General features: G+C 72.0%; 13 protein-coding genes. All 13 read left to right on the forward strand.

What is annotated here, in order from left to right; translation table 11 throughout:
• The first annotated feature begins 19 nt into the window (after positions 1-19).
• The 13 genes from ACIPAE_RS36765 to dpgB all read left to right on the forward strand — a co-directional run bounded on the left by ACIPAE_RS36765 (position 20) and on the right by dpgB (position 23,983).
• Positions 20-10,699 (forward strand): amino acid adenylation domain-containing protein, encoded by a 10,680-nt coding sequence (locus ACIPAE_RS36765; protein WP_402451364.1) that lies wholly within the window; start codon positions 20-22, stop codon positions 10,697-10,699.
• A gap of 7 nt (positions 10,700-10,706) precedes the next feature.
• Complete coding sequence (locus ACIPAE_RS36770; RefSeq protein WP_402451366.1) at positions 10,707-11,921, forward strand: cytochrome P450; 1,215 nt, start codon at positions 10,707-10,709, stop codon at positions 11,919-11,921.
• A gap of 5 nt (positions 11,922-11,926) precedes the next feature.
• The gene (locus ACIPAE_RS36775; RefSeq protein WP_329372616.1) at positions 11,927-12,178 is read left to right on the forward strand and encodes a ferredoxin; all 252 of its coding nucleotides are present in this window, start codon (positions 11,927-11,929) and stop codon (positions 12,176-12,178) included.
• Positions 12,179-12,264: 86 nt separating this feature from the next.
• On the forward strand, positions 12,265-12,831 hold the full coding sequence (locus tag ACIPAE_RS36780; protein ID WP_329372618.1) for a hypothetical protein: 567 nt from the start codon (positions 12,265-12,267) through the stop codon (positions 12,829-12,831).
• On the forward strand, positions 12,828-14,195 hold the full coding sequence (locus ACIPAE_RS36785) for a peptidoglycan-binding protein (protein ID WP_402451369.1): 1,368 nt from the start codon (positions 12,828-12,830) through the stop codon (positions 14,193-14,195). The genes ACIPAE_RS36780 and ACIPAE_RS36785 overlap by 4 nt, the downstream gene beginning before the upstream one ends.
• Entirely contained in the window at positions 14,192-14,917 is a 726-nt protein-coding gene (locus ACIPAE_RS36790; RefSeq protein WP_402451372.1) for an ABC transporter ATP-binding protein, read from the forward strand. The genes ACIPAE_RS36785 and ACIPAE_RS36790 overlap by 4 nt, the downstream gene beginning before the upstream one ends.
• Positions 14,914-16,173 carry an ABC transporter permease gene (locus ACIPAE_RS36795; protein WP_402451375.1) on the forward strand — a complete coding sequence of 420 codons (1,260 nt, stop codon included), beginning with the start codon at positions 14,914-14,916 and terminating at the stop codon, positions 16,171-16,173. Before ACIPAE_RS36790 ends, ACIPAE_RS36795 begins: the two co-directional genes overlap by 4 nt.
• Before the next feature lie 284 nt (positions 16,174-16,457).
• Complete coding sequence (locus ACIPAE_RS36800) at positions 16,458-16,682, forward strand: MbtH family protein (protein WP_329372624.1); 225 nt, start codon at positions 16,458-16,460, stop codon at positions 16,680-16,682.
• A gap of 70 nt (positions 16,683-16,752) precedes the next feature.
• A complete protein-coding gene (locus ACIPAE_RS36805) occupies positions 16,753-18,909 on the forward strand; it encodes an ABC transporter ATP-binding protein (RefSeq protein WP_402451377.1) in 2,157 nt (718 codons plus the stop codon).
• A gap of 347 nt (positions 18,910-19,256) precedes the next feature.
• Complete coding sequence (locus tag ACIPAE_RS36810) at positions 19,257-20,321, forward strand: ParB N-terminal domain-containing protein (protein ID WP_329372629.1); 1,065 nt, start codon at positions 19,257-19,259, stop codon at positions 20,319-20,321.
• 491 nt (positions 20,322-20,812) lie between these two features.
• On the forward strand, positions 20,813-22,081 hold the full coding sequence (locus ACIPAE_RS36815) for a PLP-dependent aminotransferase family protein (protein ID WP_402451379.1): 1,269 nt from the start codon (positions 20,813-20,815) through the stop codon (positions 22,079-22,081).
• A 115-nt stretch (positions 22,082-22,196) separates the two neighbouring features.
• Positions 22,197-23,303: a 3,5-dihydroxyphenylacetyl-CoA synthase DpgA gene (dpgA, locus tag ACIPAE_RS36820; protein WP_402451381.1), complete on the forward strand. Its 1,107-nt coding sequence runs from the start codon at positions 22,197-22,199 to the stop codon at positions 23,301-23,303.
• Positions 23,297-23,983 (forward strand): enoyl-CoA-hydratase DpgB, encoded by a 687-nt coding sequence (gene dpgB / locus ACIPAE_RS36825; protein ID WP_402451383.1) that lies wholly within the window; start codon positions 23,297-23,299, stop codon positions 23,981-23,983. Before dpgA ends, dpgB begins: the two co-directional genes overlap by 7 nt.
• The last annotated feature ends 59 nt before the right edge of the window (positions 23,984-24,042 follow it).

The following is a 24,042-nucleotide window of genomic DNA, read 5'->3' on the forward strand; positions in this document are numbered from 1 at the left end:
GTGGTCGGTGGGGCGTCGGATGGTGAATGCGTATGGTCCGACGGAGGTGACGGTGTGTGCGGCGATGAGTTTGCCGTTGGATGCGGGTGCGGTGGGTGTGGATTCGGTGGGTGTGGGTGTCGTGGGGAGTGTTCCGATCGGGCGTCCGTTGCGGAATGCGGGGGTGTTTGTGCTGGATGGGTTTTTGCAGCCGGTGCCGGTGGGTGTGGTGGGTGAGTTGTATGTGTCGGGGGTTGGTTTGGCGCGGGGTTATGCGGGGCGTGCGGATTTGACGGCGGAGCGGTTCGTGGCGTGCCCGTTCGGCGACGGCAGCGACGGCAGCGACGGCAGCGACGGCAGCGACGGAGACGGTGGCGGTCGGATGTATCGGACCGGGGATCTGGTCCGCTGGACCGCGGACGGCCAACTCACCTTCGTCGGGCGGGCGGACGAGCAGGTGAAGATCCGCGGCTTCCGTATCGAACTCGGCGAGGTCGAGGCCGCCCTGGCCGCCTATCCCGGCGTGGACCAGGCCGTGGCAATGGTGCGGGAGGGCCGGCTGGTCGGTTACGTCGTCGGGGACGCGGACGCCGAAGACCTCCGTACGTTCGCCGGCACCCGTTTGCCGGACTACATGGTCCCGTCAGCGGTCGTCGTGCTCGATGCCTTCCCGTTGACGGTGAACGGAAAGGTGGATCGTGCCGCCCTTCCTGCCCCTGATCTCGGTGCCGGTGGCTCCCGGGGTCCGGTGACGCCTACGGAAGTGGTCCTGTGCGGGTTGTTCGCGGAGGTGCTGGGCGTGGAGAGCGTGGGTGCGGAGGAGGGCTTCTTCGAGCTGGGTGGTGATTCGCTGCTGGTGATGCGGTTGATCGCGCGTATCCGGTCGGTACTGGAGGTCTCGGTTGGTGTCCGTGAGGTGTTCGCGGAGCCGACCGTGGCGGGAGCGGCGCGGCTGGTCGACGCTGCTGGGGCGTCGACGGTCGTGGCGTTGGCGCGGCGGGAGCGTCCGGAGCGGGTGCCGTTGTCGTTCGCGCAGCAGCGGATGTGGTTCCTCAACCGCATGGAGGGCGAGGACATCGACGGCGCGGGGGCCGCCGCGTACAACATGCCTCTTGCGCTGCGCCTCGTGGGCGGTCTCGACGTCGAGGCGTTCGGGGCGGCGTTGGGTGATGTGGCGGATCGGCACGAGAGTCTGCGGACGGTCTTCCCGGATGTGGAGGGCGTGCCGTACCAGGAGATCCGCGAGGGCGCGGAGGGCCATCCTCCGCTTCAGGTGGTGCAGGCCGGCGATCGCTGGCAAGAGCTGATGCAGGAGGAGGTGGGGCGCGGGTTCGACCTGGCGGTGGAACTGCCGTGGCGCACAACGCTGTTGAAGGTCTCGGAGGAGGAGTGGGTTCTGCTGTTGGTGGCGCATCACATCGCGACGGACGGCTGGTCGATGGGTGTGCTGGCGAAGGATCTCCAGACCGCCTACCGGGCCCGCTTGTCGGGTGCTGCGCCGGGTTGGGAGCCGCTTCCTGTCCAGTACGCGGATTACGCGCTGTGGCAGCGGGAAGTGCTGGGCGAACTGGACGACCCGGAGAGCGCGGGTGCGGGGCAGGTCGAGCATTGGCGTCGCGCATTGGCGGGGGCGCCGCAGGAGACGGTGTTGCCGTTCGATCGTCCGCGGCCGGCGGTGCCGTCCTTCCGCAGTGGTGCGGTGCCGATCGACGTGGATGCGGCGACGCACACGCGGTTGGTGGAGCTGGCCGCGCGGGGCGAGGCGACGATGTTCATGGTGGTCCATGCCGCGCTGGTGGTGCTGTTGGCGCGGATGGGCGCGGGGGAGGACATCTGCGTCGGCACCCCGGTCGCCGGCCGGTCGGACGTGCACCTGGAGGGGCTGGCCGGGTTCTTCGTCAACACCCTTGTCCTGCGGGCGGATGTGACGAGAGACCCGTCGTTCCGTGAGGTGCTGCGGCGGGTGCGCGAGGCCGACCTGGCCGCGTACGCGAACCAGGACGTGCCGTTCGAGCGGCTCGTCGACGAACTCGGCGTGGCGCGCTCCGGGGCCCGCAGCCCCTTGTTCCAGGTGATGCTGGCACTCCAGAGCGTGCCCGAGGCGCAGTGGGACCTCGACGACCTGACGGTCGAGATGATCCCGCCCCCGTCCGCCCCGGCCGCGCGGTTCGACCTGTCGGTGGCCCTGAACGAGTTCCGCACCGCCGACGGCGAACCGGGCGGCCTGGGCGGCGGCATCCTGTTCGCGGCCGATCTGTTCGACGAGGAGACCGTCCGCCGGTTGGCCGAGCGCCTCGCCCGGGTACTGGAACAGGTCGCGGCCGACCCGGAGTTGCTGCTGAGTGCCGTCGAGGTGCTGGACGAGGCCGAGCGGACCGCTGTCGCGGTCGAGCGGAACGCCACCGCACGCGATGCCGATGTCACGACCGTCGTGGAGCGGTTCCGTGAGTGGGCCGCGTTGACGCCGACAGCGGTGGCGCTCGGCTCCGCCGGGCGTTCCTTGACGTACGCGGAAGTGGAGTCCCTTTCCGACGCGCTGGCTCGGGGGTTGGTGGCGCGGGGCGTGGGTCGTGAGTCGCGGGTGGGGCTGTGCCTGCCGCGCGGGGTGGAGATGGTGGTGGCGATCCTGGCGGTGTGGAAGGCCGGTGGGGCGTACGTGCCGCTGGACCCGGAGTACCCGTCCGACCGTCTGGCTTTCGTGGTGGCCGACAGCGGTGCCGGGCTCGTGCTCGTCTCGGACGAGACCGCCGGTCGACTGCCGGAGGGGGTCGCCACTGCCCGTGCCGACGAACTCGACGGCGCTTTGGGTGACTTGCCGGAGGTCGGTGCCGACCAGCTGGCGTACGTCATCTATACGTCGGGTTCGACGGGGCGGCCGAAGGGCGTCGCCGTGGCCCACGCGGCTGTGGCGAACCTGGCCACCGCCATGCGTCCGGTCCTGGGTGTCGAGGCGGGCGTGACGGCGCTGCAGTTCGCGTCGTTCAGCTTTGACGCGTCCGTCCTGGACCTCGCGGTGACGCTGGCAGCCGGGGGTACGTTGGCGATCGCCTCCCCGGAGGAGCGTCTCGACCCGGCGGCCCTGACCGCCATGGTGGAGACCTACGGTGTCGAGGTCGCGAGCGTCGTCCCCTCGCTGCTGGGTGTGTTGGAGCCGGCGGACGTGGCGGGGGTCGGCAACTGGGTGCTGGGCGCCGAGCGGTTGGAGTCCGGCCTTGCCGCCAAGTGGCGGGCGCGAACCCGGGTGTGGAACACCTACGGGCCGACCGAGGCCACCGTCATCTCCACAGCGACGCTGCTGCCCAGGGGCATCACTGCCGAGGATGCGCCGCCGCCGATCGGCCGCTCGCTGGACAACGTCCGCACGCATGTCCTGGACGCGTATCTGCGGCCTGTGCCGGTGGGTGTGGTGGGTGAGCTGTACATCGCCGGAGACGGCCTGGCACGTGGGTACATCGGTCGCCAGGACCTGACGGCGGAGCGCTTCGTGGCCTGCCCGTTCGGCGCGGACGGCGAGCGGATGTACCGCACCGGTGACCTCGTGCGCTGGATGGCCGACGGGCGGCTGGAGTTCGTCGGACGTGCCGACGAGCAGGTGAAGATCCGCGGGTTCCGCGTCGAACTCGGCGAGGTCGAGGCGGCGTTGGCCGCCCACCCGGACGTGAAGACGGCCGTGGCCGTGGTGACCGACCAGCGGCTGATCGGCTACGTGCTGCCCGCGACCGGGCGGGAGCCGCGGACCGACGCGGTGCGGGAGTTCGCCGCCGCCCGGCTGCCGGACTACATGGTGCCGTCCGCCATGGTGCTGCTGGACGCCCTGCCGTTGACGGTGAACGGCAAGATCGACCGTGCCGCTCTGCCCGAGCCGGCGCGTGCCGCGGACGGCGGCCGTGCGCCGTCGACCCCGACCGAGGAGACGCTGGGCACCCTGTTCGCAGAGGTACTGGACCTGGCGGCGGACCAGGTCGGGGCGGAGGAGAGCTTCTTTGAACTGGGCGGTGACTCGCTGAAGGTGATGCGTCTGATCGCGCGCATCCGGTCGGCGTTGGGGGTGTCGGTCGGGGTCCGTGAGGTGTTCGCGGAGCCGACCGTGGCGGGGGTGGCGCGGCTGGTCGAGAGCACTGGGGTGTCGGCGGGCGTGGTGTTGAGGCGTTGGGAGCGTCCGGAGCGGGTGCCGTTGTCGTTCGCGCAGCAGCGCATGTGGTTCCTCAACCGGTTCGAGGACGCCGGGAGCGAGGACACGGAGGCCGCTCCCTACAACCTGCCCTTCGCCCTGCGCCTTGCCGGGCGTCTCGACATCGAGGCGCTCAGGGCGGCGCTGGGCGATATCGCCGACCGTCACGAGAGTCTGCGGACGGTCTTCCCGGATGTGGAGGGTGTGCCGTATCAGGAGATCCGTGCGGGTGCGGGAGGCCGTCCCCCGCTTCAGGTGGTGCAGGCCGGCGATCGTTGGCGCGAGCTCATGCAAAGGGAGGCGCGGTGGGGCTTCGACGTCCGGGTCGACCTGCCGTGGCGGACCACGCTGTTGAGAGTTTCGGAGGAGGAGTGGGTTCTGTCGCTGGTGGCGCATCACATCGCGACGGACGGCTGGTCGATGGGTGTGCTGGCGAAGGATCTCCAGACCGCCTATCGGGCCCGCTTGTCGGGTGCCGAGCCGGGTTGGGAGCCGTTGCCGGTCCAGTACGCGGATTACGCGTTGTGGCAGCGGGAAGTGCTGGGCGAACTGGACGACCCGGAGAGCGCGGGTGCGGGGCAGGTTGCTTTCTGGCGTGGGGTGTTGGCGGGGGCGCCGCAGGAGACGGTGTTGCCGTTCGACCGTCCGCGGCCCGCAGCGCCCTCGTTCCGGAGCGGTTCGGTGCCGATGGACGTGGACGCGGCCACGCATGCGCGATTGGTCGAGCTGGCCGCGCAGAGCGGGACGACGATGTTCATGGTGATGCATGCCGCGTTGGTCGTGCTGCTGGCGCGGATGGGCGCCGGGGAGGACGTCTGTGTCGGGACGCCCGTCGCAGGTCGGACGGATGCGCTGGTGGAGGAGTTGGCGGGGTTCTTCGTCAACACGCTCGTCCTGCGGTCCGATGCATCCGGTGATCCGTCGTTCGGTGATCTGCTGGCGCGTGTTCGTGAGTCGGACCTGGCGGCGTACGCGAACCAGGACGTGCCGTTCGAGCGGCTGGTGGATGAGCTGAACCCGGCCCGTTCGGCCGCCCGTAATCCGTTGTTCCAGGTGATGCTGGCGCTCCAGAACGTGCCCGAGGCGCGCTGGGACCTCGAAGGGCTGTCCGTCGAGGAGGTCCCGCCGGCGGATGACCCGGCGGCCCGGTTCGATCTCTCGCTCGCGCTGGTCGAGCGCCGTTCCGGCAGCGGTGCCCCGGCCGGTTTGGGCGGCGGCATCCTCTACGCCGTGGACCTGTTCGACGAGGAGACCATGCGTCGGCTGGTGGAGCGGCTGGTGCGGGTGCTGGAGCAGGTGGCGGCTGATCCGCGGGTGCGGCTGAGCGACCTCGACCTGCTGGAGGAGCCCGAGCGGTTCGCGGTCGTGGAGGAGTGGAATGCCACGGCGCGGCCGCTTGAGTCCGGCATGGTGCTGGACCGTTTCCGGGGGTGGGTGACCGAGACTCCGGACGCGGTGGCGTTGTGGTCGGGGGGTCGGGCGCTGTCGTATGCGGAGGTGGATGCGCGCTCCGATGCTCTGGCGCGGGGGTTGGTGGCGCGGGGTGTGGGTCGTGAGTCGCGGGTGGGGCTGTGTCTTCCGCGCGGGGCCGAGATGGTGGTGGCGATCCTGGGGGTGTGGAAGGCGGGTGGGGCGTATGTGCCGCTGGACCCGGAGTACCCGTCGGAGCGGCTGGTGTTCATGGTGGCCGACAGCGACGCCGAGTTGGTGCTGGTGACGCCTGAGACCGCTGGTCGGTTGTCGGCGGATGTCGAGACGGTCCTGCTCGATGAGGTGGGGAGTAACGAGGGCGATCTGCCTGCGGTTGTCTCTGACCAGTTGGCGTATGTGATCTATACGTCGGGGTCGACGGGGCGGCCGAAGGGTGTGGCAGTGGCTCACGCCTCCGTGGCGAACCTGGCCACCGCCATGCGTCCGGTCCTGGGTGTCGAGGCGGGCGTGACGGCGTTGCAGTTCGCGTCGTTCAGCTTTGACGCTGCGGTGCTGGATGTGGCCGTCACCCTGGCCGGGGGTGGGGCCTTGGCGGTGGCGTCGTCCGAAGAGCGGCTGGACGGTACGCAGTTGGCGCGGATGGTCGGGGCGTCGGGTGTCGAAGTGGCGAGCGTCGTGCCGTCGTTGTTGGGTGTGCTGGAGCCGGAGGCGGTTCCCGGGGTGGCCAACTGGGTGTTGGGTGCGGAGCGCTTGGAGGCCGGCCTGGCGGCGAAGTGGCGTGAGAACGCGCGGGTGTGGAACACCTACGGTCCGACCGAGGCCACCGTCATCACCACGGCCGTCCTGTTGGAGGAGGGCATCACCGGTCAGGACCCGGCACCCGCGATCGGCCGTCCGCTGCCCAACGTCCGTACCTACGTCCTCGACGCGTACCTGCGTCCCGTCCCCGTAGGCGTCACAGGTGAGTTGTACATCGCGGGCGAAGGGCTTGCCCGCGGCTACATCAACCGGGCCGACCTGACGGCGGAACGGTTCGTCGCATGCCCGTTCGGTGGCGACGGTGGCGACGGCGGTCGGATGTACCGCACCGGGGACCTGGTCCGTTGGCTGCCAGGCGGAGACGGCCGACTGGCGTTCGTCGGGCGCGCGGACGAGCAGGTGAAGATCCGCGGCTTCCGCGTCGAACTCGGCGAGGTGGAAGCGGTCCTCGCCGCCCACCCGGGTATCAGGACGGCCGTCGCGACGGTCCGCGAGGACCGCCCGGGCAACCCGCGCATCGTCGGCTACGTCCTTCCGGCCGGCCCCGAGGACGGAGGAGCCGCCGAGGACGGGGGCACCGAGGACGAAACCGCCGAGGGTAGGGGCCCCGGAACCGGGATTCCCGAGGCCGCGAGTGTGCGCGAGTTCGCCGCGACCCGTCTGCCGGACTACATGGTCCCCTCCGCCGTCGTGGTTCTCGACGCCCTGCCCCTCACCGTCAACGGCAAGATCGACCGGGCCGCCCTCCCCGCCCCCGACCCCGAGAGCGACGGGTCCGGCCTTCTTCCGCGGACCGGGACCGAGGCACTGCTGTGCACCCTGTTCGCCACGGTGCTGGGCGTCGACCGGGTGGCCGCCGACGGCAACTTCTTCGACCTGGGCGGCAATTCGGCGCTCGCCATGCACCTCGCGGGCCGGGTCCGCACGGAGACCGGCGCCGAGCTGAACCTGAAGCAGTTCTTCGGAGATCCGACGCCGATCGGCGCGGCGCGCGTCCTGGGCACGAAGTCGCGCCCCTCGCTGGTCCCGGTCGAGCGCGAGAACGGCGAGGCGCCGGCGACCGCCGGACAGCGACTCGTCTGGCGGCGTGCCGCGGCCAACCCGCGCACCCGGGCCCTCCAGTCGTCCGTGGCCCTCCGCCTGCGCGGGGAGCTCCACCGGGACGCTCTGCGGGCGGCCCTTGCGGACGTTGCCGCACGGCACGACATCCTGCGGACGGTCTTCGCCGAGACCCAGGACGGCGGGCTGACCCAGCGGATTCTGGCCGCCGACGACCCCGCCGTCCTCCCGGCGCTCCCGGTCGTCGCGGCGACCGAGGAGGAACTTCCCGCCGCCCTGGCCGCCCGCGCCGCCCGCCGCTTCGACCTCGGAAGCGAAACACCCTGGGCGTCCTGCCTGTTCACGCTCTCCGACACCGATCACGTCCTGCTCCTCGCCCTGCACCGGATCGGTGGCGACGACGCGTCCCGGGACGCTCTCGTGCGCGACCTCTCCGTGGCGTACGGCGCGCGCCGGGAGGGCCGTGCCACGGAGCGCGCCCCCCTGACGCTCCAGTTCGCCGACTACGCGGTGTGGGAGAGCAGGCTGCTCGCGGGCGCGGAGACGAAGGAGAGCGTGGCCGGCGACCAGATCGCCTACTGGAAGGACGCGCTGGCGGACGCTCCGCCCGCCACCGCGCTCCCCGCGGATCGGCCGCGTCCCGAGCGGCCGAGCCACCGGGCCGGCGCGGTGCCGCTGCGTGTCCCGGCCGCGGTGCACGCCCGCCTGATGGAGACGGCCCGACCGCTCGGCGTGACCGCGGGTGCCGTCGTGCACGCCGGGCTCGCGATGCTGCTCGCCCGGATGGGGGCCGGCACCGATCTGACGCTCGGCGCCGTGCGGCCCAGGCCGACGGGCGAGGGCGAACTCGACGCCGCCATGGGCCCGTTCGCCGGGTTGCTCCCGTTGCGCACCGACGTCTCGGGCGACCCGACGTTCCAGGCCGTGCTCGTCCGCGTCCGGGAGGCCACCGAGGAGGCGGAGCGGTCCGGGGACGTTCCGTTCGCGCGTATCGCCGCGGCCCTGGGGCTCGCCGGCGAGGCACCCGGCGACCCGCATCCGCTGGTCCAGGTCGTCCTGGACATCCGGGACGACAGCGCGGCGAAGTGGGACGTCCCGGCGGTCCCGGGGCTGGACGCCTCGCTGGTCGACCTCGGCGCTCCGGCGTCGGCGTACGACCTGACGGTCCGGCTGACCGACCGGCACCGGGACGACGGCGGGCCGGACGGCCTCGACGGCAGCCTGGAGTACGCCGAGGAACTGTTCGACCGGGCCACCGCCGTCGACCTCGCGCGGCGGCTGCTGCGCCTCCTGGGGCAAGTGGCGGCACACCCGGGACTGAAACTGAGCCAGATCGACATCCTGCTCGGCGAGTCGGAGCTGCGGCGGCTGACCGAGGACTGGAACCGCGGCGCGGCCCGTGTCCCGGACAGCACCGTGCTCCCCGCGCTCACCGAATGGGCGACCCGCGACCCGCGTGCCGTGGCCGTCCAGGACCGGCACGGCCTGCTCAGCCGCGACTCCCTGGACCGTACGACGGCGTGGCTCGCCGCGCGGCTGAACCGGCGCGGGGCGGGCGCGGGCGACGTCGTGGTGGTGGCGGTGCGGCCCGGCACCGGCTGGGCGGTCGCCGTGCTCGGTGTGCTCCGGTCCGGTGCCGCGTGCCTGATCGCCGACCCGGACGGCCCCGAGGGCCCGCTGGCGGCGGCCGCCGCGCTGGGCTGCGCCCGCCCGGCCGCGCTCGTCGTGTCGGGCGGCGCCGCGGCCGGTGCGCCGGGGAGGACCCCCGGGGCGGAGGCGGTGACGGTGCTGCGGGTGGAGGACGCGATCCGGGCCGGGGGCAGGCGCCTGCGCCGTGCCGTCGCCGTCCCGGACCCGCTGCCGTCCCACCCGGCCGTGGTGCTGCCCGCGCGGGCGCCGGACGGCACGCTCGTGGGCGAGCTGGTGGACCACCGGTCCCTGCTCGGCCGGGTGATCGACCGTCAGGCGGCTTCCCCGCCGCCGGAGTCGGCCGGAGACGCGGTGCGCCTGGACACGCGTGCGACCGTCACCGAACTGCTCGTCGGGCTGCTGGCCGCGCTGCGCGGAGGCCGCACCGTCGCGGTGGAGCCTGCCACCGAGGCCGCCACCGAGCCTGCCGCCGAGCGCGCCACCGAGCCTGCCGTCGAGCCCGCGGGCGGGCAGCCGGGGGCCGAGCCCGCGCGGTCCGTCATCCCCCTGCCCCGCACCGCCCGTGCCTACGTCCTCGACGAGTGGCTTCGCCCGGTCCCGGTCGGCGTGGCGGGCGACCTGTATGTGGCGGGACCGTCCTTGGCCCGCGCCTATGCCGGCGCGCCGGGCCGCACCGCGGGCAGCCTCGTCGCCGACCCCTTCGGGTCCGGTGGCGGCCTGATGCTGCGCACCGGGCGGCGTGCCGCGTGGAGCGCGGACGGGCTGGTGCGACCGCGCGCCGCGGCGGACGGCGTTGCCGGTCCGACGGCGCCGCGGCGCGCCGGCCGGCGGGGCGACGGCCTCGACGCGCTGCTGCCGCTGCGCAGCGGTGGCTCCCGCCCGCCGCTGTTCTGCCTGCACCACAGCACGGGCCTGGCCTGGTGCTACGCCGCGCTCCTCGGCCATCTGCCCGAGGACCTGCCGGTCTACGGCCTCCAGTCGCCCGGGTTCGCCGACCGCAGGGCGATGGCGGACAGCGTGGACGCGATGGTGGCCGACTACGTCGACCGAATCCGGTCGGTGCAGCCCGAGGGGCCGTACCAGCTCCTCGGCTGGTCCTTCGGCGCGGTGCTGGCCCAGGCCATCGCCGTGGAACTGGAGCGGCAGGGCCAACAGGTCGCGCTGCTGGCCCTGCTCGACGGCTTCCCCGGCGGACACCACCGGGACAGCGTGGGCGGTCCGGAGGAGGCCGGCGAGGGGGAGGCCGGCACGCGGGTTCGCGGCGACGGCCGCGCGGACCAGGAGGGGCGGGCCCTGCTCGACGGTTCGGGAGTGGTGAACGCTCCGGCCGATGCGTTCTCGCTGAACATGGAGGAGACGAGGCAGTACCTGTTCCGGCTGGCGCAGGCGTACACCCCCCGTCGGTTCGGCGGTGGCGCGCTGCTGTTCCTGGCCACCGAGGGTGATCCGGCCGGCATGTCGCTCGCGACGGCGCGCACGGCCTGGGAGCGGTACATCGCCGGCCGTATCGAGGGGTTGGAGATCGCCGCCGACCACGCCGGGATGCTTCGGGGCGCGCACGCCGCGGCCGTCGGCCGGGCGGTCGCGGACCGGCTCGTGACGGGTTCGCCCGAACCCGGGGCCGACGACACATCCGTGTCAGAAAGGTAGGACTCGCATGACGCAGTCGTTCGACATCCCGATCGACAAGCGCCGGAACATGCTGGACCCGGTGCCGGAACTCCTGGAGATCAGCGCGCGCAAGCCGCTGTTCGGGCGCCCGGGAGGGATGCCTCAGTGGTTCGTGACCGACCGCGAGCTGGTACGGCAGATCCTCGCCGACGCCGAGCGGTTCTCCAGCATGCCGCCCCCGGAACAGGACGGCCACAGGCCCGATCCGCACCCGGGGAGCCTGCTGCAGACCGACGGGGAGCAGCACGCCCGGTTGCGGCGACTGGTGGCGCCGATGTTCACGGTGCGCCGGATGAAGACGCTGGAACCGATGATGACGCGGATCGTGGCGCGGCGCCTGGACGTGCTGGAGCGGGCGGGCAGGCCCGCCGACCTGATGCGGCACTTCGCCCGGCCGGTCTCCGGTCTGGTCCTCGCCGAGCTGCTCGGCCTGCCGCGGGACGACCTGCCCGAGCTGTCCCGTCTCGCCGATCACCGTGTTTCCCGGTACAGCCCCCGCCGTGACTCGGCGACATCGGAGTACATCGGGCACTTCCGGAAGCTGGTCGCGGCGCAGCGTCGTGATCCGGGCGAGGGCCTGGCCGGGGCACTGATCCGGGAGCACGGGGACGCGGTGTCGGACGAGGAGCTGATCGGGATCTGCGAGAGCGTCGCCAACGGCTCGCTGGAGAACACGTCGGAGACGATCGCCCTGGGGACCCTGGCGCTGCTGTGCCATCCCGAGCAGTTGGCCCTGCTGCGGGAGCGGCCCGAGCTGATGGACCGGGCGGTGGAGGAACTGATGCGGTACACGTCGGTGGTGGCGGCCGTCTCGCCGCGCACGGCGCTGGTGGACGTGGAGATCGGCGGTGAGGTGATCAAGGCCGGCGAGGTGGTGTCGTGCTCGGTGTTCGCCGCGAACCGCTGCCCGTACGGCGGTGACGGCGCTGGTGACGGCGGCAGCGGCGACGGCGGCAGCGGCGGTGACGGCGGTGCCGCGGACGGCCTGGACATCACCCGGGAACCCGGCAGCCACCTGGCACTGGGCTACGGCGTCCACTTCTGCCTGGGCGCGGCGCTGGCACGGCTCCAGTTGCGCGTCGCGTTCACCGGGCTGCTGGAGCGGTTCCCCGGCCTGCGGCTCGGCGCCGGGGCGGAGGAGCTGCGCTTCCGGCTGCTGGCGCCGCAGTTCGGCGTCGAGACGCTGCCGGTCCTCTGGTGAGGCCGGTGGAAGACGCGGCGCGGGTCGGGATTCGGGTGGACCGCGGCAGCTGCGTGGGCTCGGGTGCCTGCGCGCTCTTCGAACCGGAGTTCTTCGAGCAGTCGGAGGAGGACGGTCTGGTGCTGCCGCGCGTGCGTGAGGCGGGGCCGGAGGCGCTGCCGGCGCTGCGCGCGGCCGCGTCCCGCTGCCCCGTCTCCGCGATCGAGTTGGTGCCGTCCGACGGGCCGGGAAGCGCCGGGCGGGACCGGGCCGACTGAACCGGTGAACGGGGCCCCGGTTGCAACCCTGGTGTGACCGGGCGCCCCGTAGAACTGGCTGCATGCCGAATTACCATCGAAAGCGCGTGGCCGGACCACTCCTGCTGACACTGTCCGCGGTGACCGCCGGAATATTCGTCGTAGGGTGCTCTTCGGATTCGGGCTCGTCCGCGTCCGGCGACATTCCCGGCTCCGACCACACTTCGTCGAGCAGCACGAGCAACACGAACAATGCCGGCGTCGCCTACGCGAAGTGCATGCGCGAGCACGGCGTCTCGAACTTCCCCGACCCGGACCAGGCCAGCTCGGGCGGCATGAAGGTGGTCGTCCCCAAGAGCGTCGACCAGACCTCGACGACCTTCAAATCGGCCCAGGCGGCCTGCCAGAACCTGCTGTACCAGGGCAACGCCGGAAATGCCGCCGGCACCCGGCCCTTCGACGCGACGAAGGTCGCGGCCTGGGCGAAGTGCCTCCGCCAGAACGGCCTGCCCAACTTCCCGGACCCCCAGGTGAACGGTGACGCGATCATCATCGACGCCAACGCGGCCGGCGTGACCGGGCGGGACGATCCCAAGTTCGCCAAGGCCGCGGCGGCCTGCTACAGCATCCGGCCCGGGGGGATGCTCGCCTTCTCGATGGGGCCGCAGCAGTGACCAGCCAGGACGAGGGGATCGTCGCGCGGAGGTCTGCCGAGGACCCGGCGGGCGCAGAGTTGGAGCCCCTGGGCGGAGACCTCACCTCCTTCGACGGGGGCGGGAGCGGGGACGTCGTGGAGCCACGATCGCCCGCGGGCGGCCACCGGCGGCGCCGCCGCGCGCGCATCACGCTGATCGTCGCGTGTGCGGCGGTGGCCGCCGCGGCCGCGGGTGGCGCCGCCGCCGGCGTGTTCGGCGGTGGGAGCGACAATGCCGCCACGTCGGCGCCGTCCGGGCCGCCCGCCACCGCGAAGGTGCAGCGCACGACGCTGACCAGCTCCCAGACCATGGACGGGCAGCTCGGGTACGGCGACACCTCGGCCGTGCAGGCCCCGCCGTCGTCCGGGTCCTCGTCCGGGTCGTCGTCCGGCTCGGCGCGGTCCGGCGGCCCCACGCAGGGCGGCGGCTCCACGCAGTCCGGCGGCAGCACGTCCGCCGGGATCGTCACATGGATGCCCTCCGACGGCGACACCATCACCCGCGGGGAGCCGGTCTACAAGGTGGACCAGGAAACCGTGCCGCTGCTGTACGGCTCGGTGCCGCTGTACCGGACGTTGAAGTCGGGCAGCAGCGGGAGCGACGTCAAGATGCTGGAGCAGAACCTCCACGCGCTCGGCTACCGGGGCTTCACGGTCGACGACAGCTACGACGCGAACACGGCCGCCGCCGTCGAGACGTGGCAGGGGAAGCTGGGGCGTCCGAAGACCGGCGAGGTGCAGGTCGGCGACGCGGTGGTGACCTCCGGTGCGCGGCGGGTCGCCAAGGCCGGGCTCTCCATCGGCGACACCCTCTCCGGGCAGGTGCTCACCTGGACGGGCACCGATCGGGTCATCTCCGTGGACCTGCCCGTGCAGTACGCGGACCTGGCGAGGAAGGGCGGACAGAGCACGGTCACGCTGCCGGACAACACCACGGTGACCGCCGTGGTGACGGACATCGGCACGCCGACGTCGGCGAACAACTCCGGGGGCTCGGACTCGGGTTCCTCGTCCGCCGGCGGTTCGTCCGGCTCCGCGGACTCGGACTCGGGCTCCTCGAACGCGACCATCCCGGTGGAGCTGCGGGTCACCGACACCAAGAAGCTCGGCACCTACCAGGCCGCCTCCGTCAGTGTGGACTTCGCCTCCGAGACGCGCCAGAACGTCCTGGCGGTGCCGATCAGCGCCCTGTTCGCGCTGCCGCACGGCGGCTACGCGGTCGAGGTCGTGACCGGGACGAAGACCGAGTACCGCACGGTCAGACTCGGGGTGTTCGGCAACGGCATGGTCGAGGTCTCCGGCGCCGGCATCACCGCGGGCACGGTCGTGGGGGTGCCGAAGTGACCGTCACCGCCCACCCGGTGATCGAGCTGGCCGGAGTCAGCAAGTCGTACCAGGACGTGGCCGCCCTGACAGCAGCGGACCTGGTGGTCCACCGCGGCGAGATGCTCGCGGTCGTCGGGCCCTCGGGCTCGGGCAAGTCCACCATGCTCAACATCATGGGCACGCTGGACCTCCCCTCGTCGGGAACCGTGTCGATCGTCGGCCACGCCGTGGAGGACCTCAACGACCGCGAGCTGTCCGCGCTGCGGGCCGGCACCATCGGCTTCGTCTTCCAGCAGTTCCATCTCGCCTCCGGCGTGCCCGCCCTTGACAGCGTGGCGGACGGTCTGCTGTACAGCGGGCGGCCGCGGCGCGAGCGCCGCCGGGCCGCCGAGGAGGTGCTGCGCAGGGTGGGCCTGGGGCACCGGCTCTTCCACGAGCCGCAGCAGCTGTCCGGCGGTGAGAAGCAGCGGGTGGCGATCGCCCGCGCGGTGGTCGGCAACCCGCCGCTGCTGCTGGCCGACGAGCCGACCGGTGCGCTGGACTCCCGCTCCGGGACGGTGGTGATGGAACTGCTCCACGAGCTGCACGAGGCCGGGACGACGGTGGTCGTCATCACCCACGACCGCGACATCGCGGCGTCCCTGCCGCGCGAGGTCAGGCTGCGGGACGGCCGTATCGAGCACGACCCGGGGACGGCGGCCGCGGCCGGGGCACTACAGCCCACGGGGGTGGAGCGATGAGCACGACGGATCTGACGCAACCGGCCGAACCGGGCCGTCCCTGGGCGCAGTTGCCGCCGCCGCCACGGCCCCGGCCGGCCCGGATGGGCCTGGCCGATGTGGCCCGGGTGGGCGGCTGGGGCCTGCGCTCGCGGCCCATGCGGGTCTTCCTGTCCGCCCTGGGCATCGCGATCGGGATCGCGGCGATGATCGGCGTGGTGGGCATCTCCACCTCCTCGACGAACGACCTGAACAAGAAACTGGCCGCGCTCGGCACCAATCTGCTCACCGTCGCCCCGGGCACCACCATGACCGGCGCGTCCGCGCACCTGTCCAAGGACTCCGTCGCGATGATCGCGAACCGGCCGGAGGTGGTCTCGGTCTCCGCGACGGGCACCACGAGCGCGAAGCTCTACCGCAACGACCACATTCCGGCGGTGGAGTCCGGCGGCCTGTCGGTCAGCGCGGCGCGTACCGACCTGCTGCGCTCCATCGGCGGGAAGATCGTGGACGGCCGCTGGCTCAACGCCGCCAACAGCAACTACCCGGCCGTGGTGCTGGGTTCGGAGACGGCGCAGAGCCTCGGGATTCACCGGGCCGGGCCGGACGTGCAGGTGTGGCTCGGCAACCACTGGTTCACCGTGGTGGGACTGCTGGCGGACAACCAACTGCTGCCCGCCCTTGACACGCAGGCGTTCGTGGGCTGGTCGGTGGCGGAGAAGGAGCTGTCCTTCGACGGCTATCCGACGACGGTCTACACGCGGGCGAAGGACGCGGACGTCCAGAAGATCCACGCCGTGCTGGGCCCGACGGTCTCCCCGCAGGACCCCAACGAGGTCAATGTCTCCCGTCCCTCCGACGCGCTGGCCGCCAAGAACGCGACGGACAGCGCGCTGAGCGGGCTGCTGGTGGGCCTGGGCGGGGTCGCGCTGCTGGTCGGCGGTGTCGGGGTGGCCAACACGATGGTCATCTCGGTGCTGGAGCGGCGCTCGGAGATCGGGCTGCGCCGCTCGCTCGGCGCCACCCGCGGCCAGATCAGGGTGCAGTTCCTCGCCGAGGCGCTGCTGCTGTCCGGGCTCGGCGGCCTGGGCGGGGTGCTGCTGGGCATCGGGGTGACCGGCGGCTACGCCAGCTACAAGGGATGGGCGGTGCTGGTGCCGCTGTGGGCCATGGTCGGCGGCATGGCCGCCACCCTCGTCATCGGGGGCCTGGCCGGCTTCTACCCCGCGGTCCGCGCGGCCCGGCTGCCCCCGACGGAGGCCCTCGCGACCAACTAGCCAGGCCGGCCCGAGGGGTTGACAAGACTGCGGCGCCCCCTGACCGACCCCCGCGGATGGGGGCGTCGCGCCGCCCGGGTGTCCAAGCGCTCGGGATCGCCGGTTGGACACGCTGTCGCGCCGGCGGCCCGGCATGTGAGACTGGTCGCGATTCCGTCCGCCCGATGGAATAACAATATCAATATGCGTGGATTGCCTCCGGATATGGGAAACCTTGTTCCGGCCTGAATCGGTCGGCTAGGGTCTCGTTATCCACCAAGGGAATTCGATCCACGGGAGCAGTCATGGCCAACCCGTTCGATGACGAAAACGGGACCTTTCTGGTGCTCGTCAACAAGGAAAACCAGCATTCGCTGTGGCCGTCATTCGCTGAAATTCCGAATGGCTGGCGGCTTGTTTTCGGGGAAGCCTCGCGCAATGAGTGCCTCGCCTATGTGGAGGAGAACTGGACGGATCTCCGTCCGCAGAGCCTCATCGACGCGATGAGGGAGACCGAGGCGGCCCGCTAGTGGCCCGCCCGACCGCAGCGACGCGACCCAGGGAGTACCTGTGGCCATGATGGGCGGACCCGGCCCGGTCATGATCAGATCTGACGGGCCGGATTCCTCGAACAACAGCCAGCGGGCGAAGCCCGGAACGACGAAGAGAATCATCCCGTACACCCGCGGACACCGCCGCTCCATAGGCTTTCTCGTGGTCTGCACCACGCTGAACGCCGCCTGCGCGGTCGCTCCGCCCCTGCTGCTCAAGTACCTGATCGACAACGGCATCATGGCCCGCGACACCGGGACCGTGATCTGGCTCGCGGCCGCCGTCGCCGCGGTCGCCCTGCTGGCCGTCATGGTGGGCTTCGGCGAGACCTGGTTCTCCGCCAAGATCAGCGAGGGCCTGGTCTACGACCTCCGCGTGAAGGTCTTCGACCATGTGCAGCGCCAGTCGCTGGCCTTCTTCACCCGCGCGCAGACCGGCGCCCTGGTGAGCCGGCTCAACACCGACGTGATCGGTGCCCAGCAGGCGGTCACCCAGATGCTCTCCACCGTGGTGTCCTCCGGACTGACCGTCGTCTTCGTGCTGGCCACGATGTTCTACCTGTCGTGGACGGTCACCTTGATCTCGCTGGTGCTGGTGCCGTTCTTCATCCTCCCCGGCCGCCTCATCGGCCGCCGCCTGCAGGGCCTGGCCCGCCGGCACATGCAGGTCAACGCCGAGATGGGCTCGCTCATGCACGAGCGGTTCAACGTCGCCGGCGCGCTGCTCGCCAAGCTCTACAGCCGTCCGGACCGGGAGACCGTCCGCTACGCGCGGCTGGCCGGCCGCGGCCGCGACATCGGCATCCGCAACACCGTCGCGATGAAGCTGCTCTTCCTGTCGTCCATGTTCATCGGCGCGATCGCCACCGCCGTGGTCTACGGTGTCGGCGGGGTGCTGGCGGTGCACGGCACCTTCGAGATCGGCACCCTGGTGGCGCTGACCACGCTGCTCACCCGGCTGATGAGCCCGGTGGGCCAGCTGTCCAACGCCCAGGCCGACGCGATGACCGCGCTCGTCAGCTTCGACCGGCTCTTCGAGGTGCTCGACCTCCAGCCGCTGGTCACCGAGAAGCCCGACGCGGTGGCGCTGCCGCCGGCCGCGACCCGCGGCGCGGCCCCCGGCGTCGAGTTGCGCGGGGTGTCGTTCCGCCACCCCAGGCCCGCCGACGTCTCGCTGGCCTCCCTCGAGGAGTTCGCCACGCCGATACGCGAACACGACGGCGACAGCTGGGCGTTGCGTGACCTCAGCTTCACCGTGCCGGCCGGCAAGCTCACCGCGCTGGTCGGCCCGTCCGGGGCCGGCAAGACCACCATCACCCACCTGGTGCCGCGGCTGTACGACCCGGAGGAGGGCACCGTCCTCATCGACGGCCACGACGTGCGCGACCTGACGCTGGAGTCGCTCAACGACACGATCGGGATGGTCACCCAGGACGGGCACCTGCTGCACACCACCATCCGGGAGAACCTGCTCTACGCCCGCCCGGACGCCACTGAGGAGGAATTGGTCGCCGCCTGCCGGGCCGCGCAGATCTGGCGGCTGGTCGCCTCGCTGCCCGACGGCCTCGACACCATGGTCGGCGACCGCGGCTACCGGCTCTCCGGTGGCGAGAAGCAGCGCATCGCCATGGCCCGGCTGCTGCTCAAGGCACCGCCGGTGGTCGTGCTCGACGAGGCGACCGCGCATCTCGACTCCGAGTCCGAGGCCGCCCTGCAACAGGCCCTCAAGACCGCGCTCGCGGGCCGGACCTCGCTGGTGATCGCGCACCGCCTGTCCACCATCCGGGACGCCGACCAGATCATCGTCCTGGACCAGGGGCGGATCGTGGAGCGCGGCACCCACGACGAACTGCTCGCGCTCGGCGGTCTGTACGCAGAACTCCACCGCACCCAGTTCGCCGGACGCGCCCTCGCCGACGGCCCCGACGCCGACTCCGACACCGCGTACGAGGGCGACTACGAGGTCGAGGACCTGCCGGAGCGGCGGGTGCCGGAACCGGTGGGCGGCCCCGGCCCCGCGCCGGTCTTCTTCGGACCTGGCGGGGGGCCCGGTCCCGGCGGTCCCGGCCCTGGCGGCGGCGGCCCCGGCCCGGTCGTCTTCGGTCCCGGTGGCCCTGGTGGTCCCGGCGGTCCCGGCGGTTCGGGTCCGGGTGGTCCGGGAGGACCGGGAGGACCGGGCGGACCGGGCGGACCACGGTTCCGCTGAGCCCGCCCCCTGAGCGGTGTCCGTGACGCGCCCGACGGCGTCGCGGGCACCGCTTCGTCGTACCCGGCCAACCTCTTCACTGAGCCGTCACCCCACTGGTAACAGGGGGTTTCTAACGATCTGACGGGCTGTTACGTTCGGACTCATCCACGACGGGGGATGTTTGTGGTGTTGGATGCCGAATCGGGGGAGAGGGCGGCGTTCGACCCTGAGCAGCAATGATCCCGCGGACGGATGGTTCAGCTGAAGAAGTTCCTCTCTCGCTGACGAAAGAGCTGCCCGTCGCCACGGCAGGGGGCAGGTGAGGAGTCGGGGTGGAGTCCGGGGGATTCATCGATCAACAGGCTGTGACAGAAGTAGAAGTCGACGCATTACGGCTGGCCGGCTCGCCCCGGCTGGCGGGCGAGAGACAGGAGCACGTCGAGATACTCGCGGCCGCGTCGAACCCGCTGCCGCCGATCATCGTCCACCGTCCCACGATGCGCGTCATCGACGGTTTCCATCGGCTGCGCGCGGCCCGGCTGCGCGGGGACACCACCATCGCCGCCCGCTTCTTCGAGGGCGACGAGTCGGCCGCCTTCGTCCTCGCGGTCCAACTGAACGTCACGCACGGCTTACCGCTCGCCCTGGCCGACCGCCAGCGCGCCGCGGAACGGATCATCGACTCCCACCCCCACTGGTCCGACCGCAGAGTGGCCACCGTCACCGGCATCGCGCCCGGCACCGTCAGCGAGATCCGGCGACGCCTGGCACCGGGTACCGCCGACCCGGACGAGCGGCGGCTCGGCCAGGACGGCCGCATGCGCCCGCTCAACGGCAGCGCCGGCCGCCTGCGGGCCGGCGAACTGCTCACCGAGCAACCGGAACTGTCCCTGCGTCAGGTCGCCCGCGCCGCCGGAATCTCCCCGGAGACCGCGCGCGACGTGCGCAACCGGCTGAGGAACGGGGAGCCGCTGCTGCCCCGCTCGTACCGCCGTGACCAGGACGCCGAGCCCGACCCGCACGAGGACTCCGAGCTGGTGCCCACGATCCCTGTCCAGGTCAAGGTCCACGTGCAGTCCGAGTCCGAGTCCGACTCCGCGTCGCGGCCCGCCCGGACCCCGCACACGGAACCCGCCACCCTGCGGCTGGCCCGCGCCGTGCGCCGGGCCCGTGCGGACGCGGCGCCCGACCGCGTCGTCCTGGTGAAGCGGCTGACCGCCGACCCGGCGCTGCGCTTCTCCGAGACCGGCCGCACCCTGCTGCGGCTGCTGGCGATCCACGCGGTCCGGGAGGAGGAGTGGGAGGCGATCATCGGCAACGTCCCGCCGCACTGCAGCGGCATCGTCGCCGACCTCGCCGTCGAGGTCGCCGAGATGTGGGAGGACTTCGCGACACGTGTGAGGCGGGACATCGCCGCCTCGGCGGGCTGATCCCCGCACCACGGCGAGGCCGATCCCGGCAGCACGCAGGAAACGGACGGACCTGTCCCGGCAGCGGGGCGGGTCCGTCCGTGCGACCACCGGAAAGGACCGACGCCGGCGGACGCCGGGGAATTGAAGGGCGCCGCGCAGCCGATCTTCCGGCACCGCTCGCACGATTCTGCGGCGCGGTGGTGAAAATGGTCGAGAAAAGCCGAGTCTATCGGTCTCCCGCGTTCTTCGACGTGCCTCGTCCAACCGGCAATTCCGGCCCCTTGGACATGTTGTTACCGCGATGGGAACCGTGTGATGCTGGCGCTGAAATCGGCGCGAAAGACGTAGGTATTTCCGGGTCTTCAGGCGCCATGGATTCCCACCGGGGGTGAACCGTGTCCGTGCCCGAGTCCGCAACAGCGTCGACAGTTCCTACGGCCGCTCCGCGCGGTCTTCCGCTGCGCCGGGCGGAGTTGCACGCCTGCGTCAGCGATCCCGTCCTGGACACCATGACGTTCCTGAACGAGATCACGCACCGCTACCCGGACGCCATCTCCTTCGCGCCCGGCCGCCCCTACGACGGCTTCTTCGACGTCGAGCAGATCTTCGACCACCTCCGCGGCTACCTCGACCACCTCGCCGCCCAGGGCCGTACCCCCGCCGAGGTCCGTACCGCGCTCTACCAGTACGGCCCCACCGCCGGCCAGATCCGCGGCATCATCGCCGACTCGCTCCGCGCCGACGAGGACATCGACGTGCCGCCCGAGTCGATCGTCGTCACGGTCGGCGCGCAGGAGGCCATGCTGCTGGTGGTGCGTGCCCTCATCGCCCGCCCCGAGGACGTCCTGCTGGCGACCAGCCCCTGCTACTCGGGCATCACCGGCGCGTCGCGGCTGCTGGGCGCGACCGTCGTCCCGGTCGACGAGGGGGAGGACGGCTTCTCCTGCGCCGAACTGGAGGCCGTCATCGCCCGCGAGCGGGCCGCCGGCCGGCGGCCCCGCGCGCTGTACGCCATCCCGGACCACTCCAACCCCTCCGGGCACACCATGGACCTGGACACGCGCACCCGGCTCCTCGACGCCGCCGAACGGCACGGCATCCTGATCATCGAGGACAGCCCCTACCGGCGGGTGAGCCCCGGGGCCCAACTGCCCACCCTCAAGGCCCTCGACCGGGCCCGGAGCGTGGTCCACCTCGGCTCGTACTCCAAGACGGTCTTCCCCGGTGCCCGCGTCGGCTTCGCCGTCGCCGACCAGGAGGTGCGCGACGACGAGGGCGGCGGCGGCCTGCTCGCCGACGAACTCACCCGCATCAAGAGCATGGTGACGGTCAACACCCCCTCGCTCAGCCAGGCCGTCGTGGCCGGCGCCCTGCTCGCCGCGGACGGCCGGATCTCCTCGCTCAACGCCGAACCCGCCGCCTACTACGGCGACGCCATGCGCACCACGCTGCGCTGTCTCGACGCCCGCCTCACGGCACCGCGCCGCGAGGCACTGGGCGTCCACTGGAACGAGCCCAGCGGCGGCTTCTTCCTCAGCGTCCGGGTCCCTTTCCGGGCCGACAACACGGCACTTGCCCGCTCCGCCGAGAAATTCGGCGTGCTGTGGACACCCATGAGCTACTTCTATCCGAACGGCGGCGGCGAGCGCGCCCTCCGCCTGTCCACCAGTTATCTGACGACAGCGGAAATCGAGGAGGGCACGGCGCGGCTCGGCGATTTCATCGAGGCGCAGAGCGCGGCGGACGAAGACCTCCCCGACGTCACCAGAATCCCCTAGCACAGCATTTTCCCGACCGTCCCGAAAGGGTGAGAACCGTGAGAGAACTCGGCACGACGCCGATATCACGCCAACGTCCGTGCGCCAAGCGCCGGATGTGGGGGTGGACCTTCCGATGACCATCACGCTGGAGGCCGGCGAAGGCGTCGTCACCGCCGCGTACCGGCCGCGCATCATCGGTGTGGGCACCGCGGTGTCCCCGACCTCCTACTCCCAGCAGGAGGTCCTCGACGCCTTCGCGATCACCGACCCCAGGATCGGCTCCGTCTTCCGCAACAGCGCCATCGACCGGCGTTACCTGACCCTCCCCGACCCCGGCCCCGACGGCGTCCGCAGCCCCGAGACGCAGGGCGACCTGCTGGACAAGCACAGGAGATCGGCGATCGAGATGGGCGCCGAGGCGCTGCGCGCCTGCCTCAAGCGGGCCGGCGCCGAACTCTCCGACCTGCGCCACCTGTGCTGCGTGACCTCCACCGGCTTCCTCACCCCGGGCATCAGCGCGCTGCTCATCCGCGAACTCGGCATCGACCGGCACTGCTCCCGCAGCGACATCGTCGGCATGGGCTGCAACGCCGGCCTCAACGCCCTGAACGTGGTGGCCGGCTGGTCGGCCGCCCACCCCGGCGAACTCGCCGTGGTGCTCTGCACCGAGGCGTGCTCCGCCGCGTACGCCATGGACTCCACCATGCGTACCGCGGTCGTCAACAGCCTGTTCGGCGACGGCGCGGGCGCGGTCGCGCTGCGTTCCGGCCCCGCCGAGGACGGCGTCGCCGGCGGCGAGGGCCCCACCCTCCTGAAGTTCGCGAGCTGCATCATCCCCGAGGCCGTGGGCGCGATGCGCTACGACTGGGACCGCGACCTGGAGCGGTTCAGCTTCTACCTCGACCCGCAAGTGCCCTACGTGGTGGGCGCGCACGCCGAGATCGTCATCGACCGGCTGCTCGCGGGCACCGGACTGCGCCGCGCCGACATCCGGCACTGGCTGGTGCACTCCGGCGGCAAGAAGGTCATCGACTCGGTCGTCGTCAACATCGGCCTCACCCGCTACGACCTGCGGCACACCGTCGGCGTGCTGCGGGACTACGGCAACGTGTCGAGCGGGTCGTTCCTCTTCTCCTACGAGCGGCTGCTCGACGAGAAGGCCGCCGAACCCGGCGACTACGGAGTGCTGATGACCATGGGTCCGGGATCGACCCTCGAAACGGTGCTGGTGAAGTGGTGACGGGAGACAAGACCGTGGACGAAGCGCCGGCCCTGACCCTGGCCGTGGACGGCCGACGGCCGCCGACGCCGGTGGCCGTCAAGGAACTCGCCGATCTCTGCGACCGGGTGGAGGACACCGGGCCCGGCGCGGTCGCCGTGCTGCGGGTCGCCGGCATGCCCGACCCCGACTGGGTGACCGGCCTGGACACCGCCGTCGTCACCAAGTGGGAGCGCACCGTGCGCCGCTTCGAGCGGCTTCCCGCCGTGACCGTGGCCGTCGCCGCGGGCGACACCGGCGGCTGCGCCCTCGACGCGCTCCTCGCCGCCGACCTGCGCGTCGTGGCAGCCGGCACGCGGCTGACGCTGCCCGCCGACGGCGAGGCCACCTGGCCCGGTATGGCCGCCTTCCGGCTGGTCCGCCTCCTCGGCGCCGGCCGCGCCCGCCGGGCCGTCCTGTTCGGCGACCCCGTCGGCGCCGAGGAGGCCCTTGCCCTGGGCCTGGCCGACGAGGTGTCGGACGACCCGGACCGCGCCCTGGCCGACCTGGTCCTGCGCTACGGCGACGGCGGCGGCAGCGAACTCGCCGTCCGCCGCCAGCTCCTCCTCGACGACGCGACGACCTCCTTCGAAGACGCGCTCGGCTCCCACCTGGCCGCCTGCGACCGTGCCCTGCGCCGCGCCGCGCGGGAGCCGGCGTGACCGGCGTCCCCCCGGGCCGCTCGCCGGAGCCCACCCGGGTACCGGACCTTCCCGGCGTG

The sequence above is a fragment of the Streptomyces sp. NPDC087270 genome (assembly GCF_044744625.1).
Classification (GTDB): Bacteria; Actinomycetota; Actinomycetes; order Streptomycetales; family Streptomycetaceae; genus Actinacidiphila.

Coding starts and splice junctions, on each gene's coding strand:
- ACIPAE_RS36815 (WP_402451379.1), top strand. CDS start 20,813: ATGACGTTCCTGAACGAGATCACGCACCGCTACCCGGACGCCATCTCC.
- ACIPAE_RS36795 (WP_402451375.1), top strand. CDS start 14,914: ATGAGCACGACGGATCTGACGCAACCGGCCGAACCGGGCCGTCCCTGG.
- ACIPAE_RS36770 (WP_402451366.1), top strand. CDS start 10,707: ATGACGCAGTCGTTCGACATCCCGATCGACAAGCGCCGGAACATGCTG.
- ACIPAE_RS36765 (WP_402451364.1), top strand. CDS start 20: ATGGTGAATGCGTATGGTCCGACGGAGGTGACGGTGTGTGCGGCGATG.
- dpgA (WP_402451381.1), top strand. CDS start 22,197: ATGACCATCACGCTGGAGGCCGGCGAAGGCGTCGTCACCGCCGCGTAC.
- ACIPAE_RS36800 (WP_329372624.1), top strand. CDS start 16,458: ATGGCCAACCCGTTCGATGACGAAAACGGGACCTTTCTGGTGCTCGTC.
- ACIPAE_RS36805 (WP_402451377.1), top strand. CDS start 16,753: ATGATCAGATCTGACGGGCCGGATTCCTCGAACAACAGCCAGCGGGCG.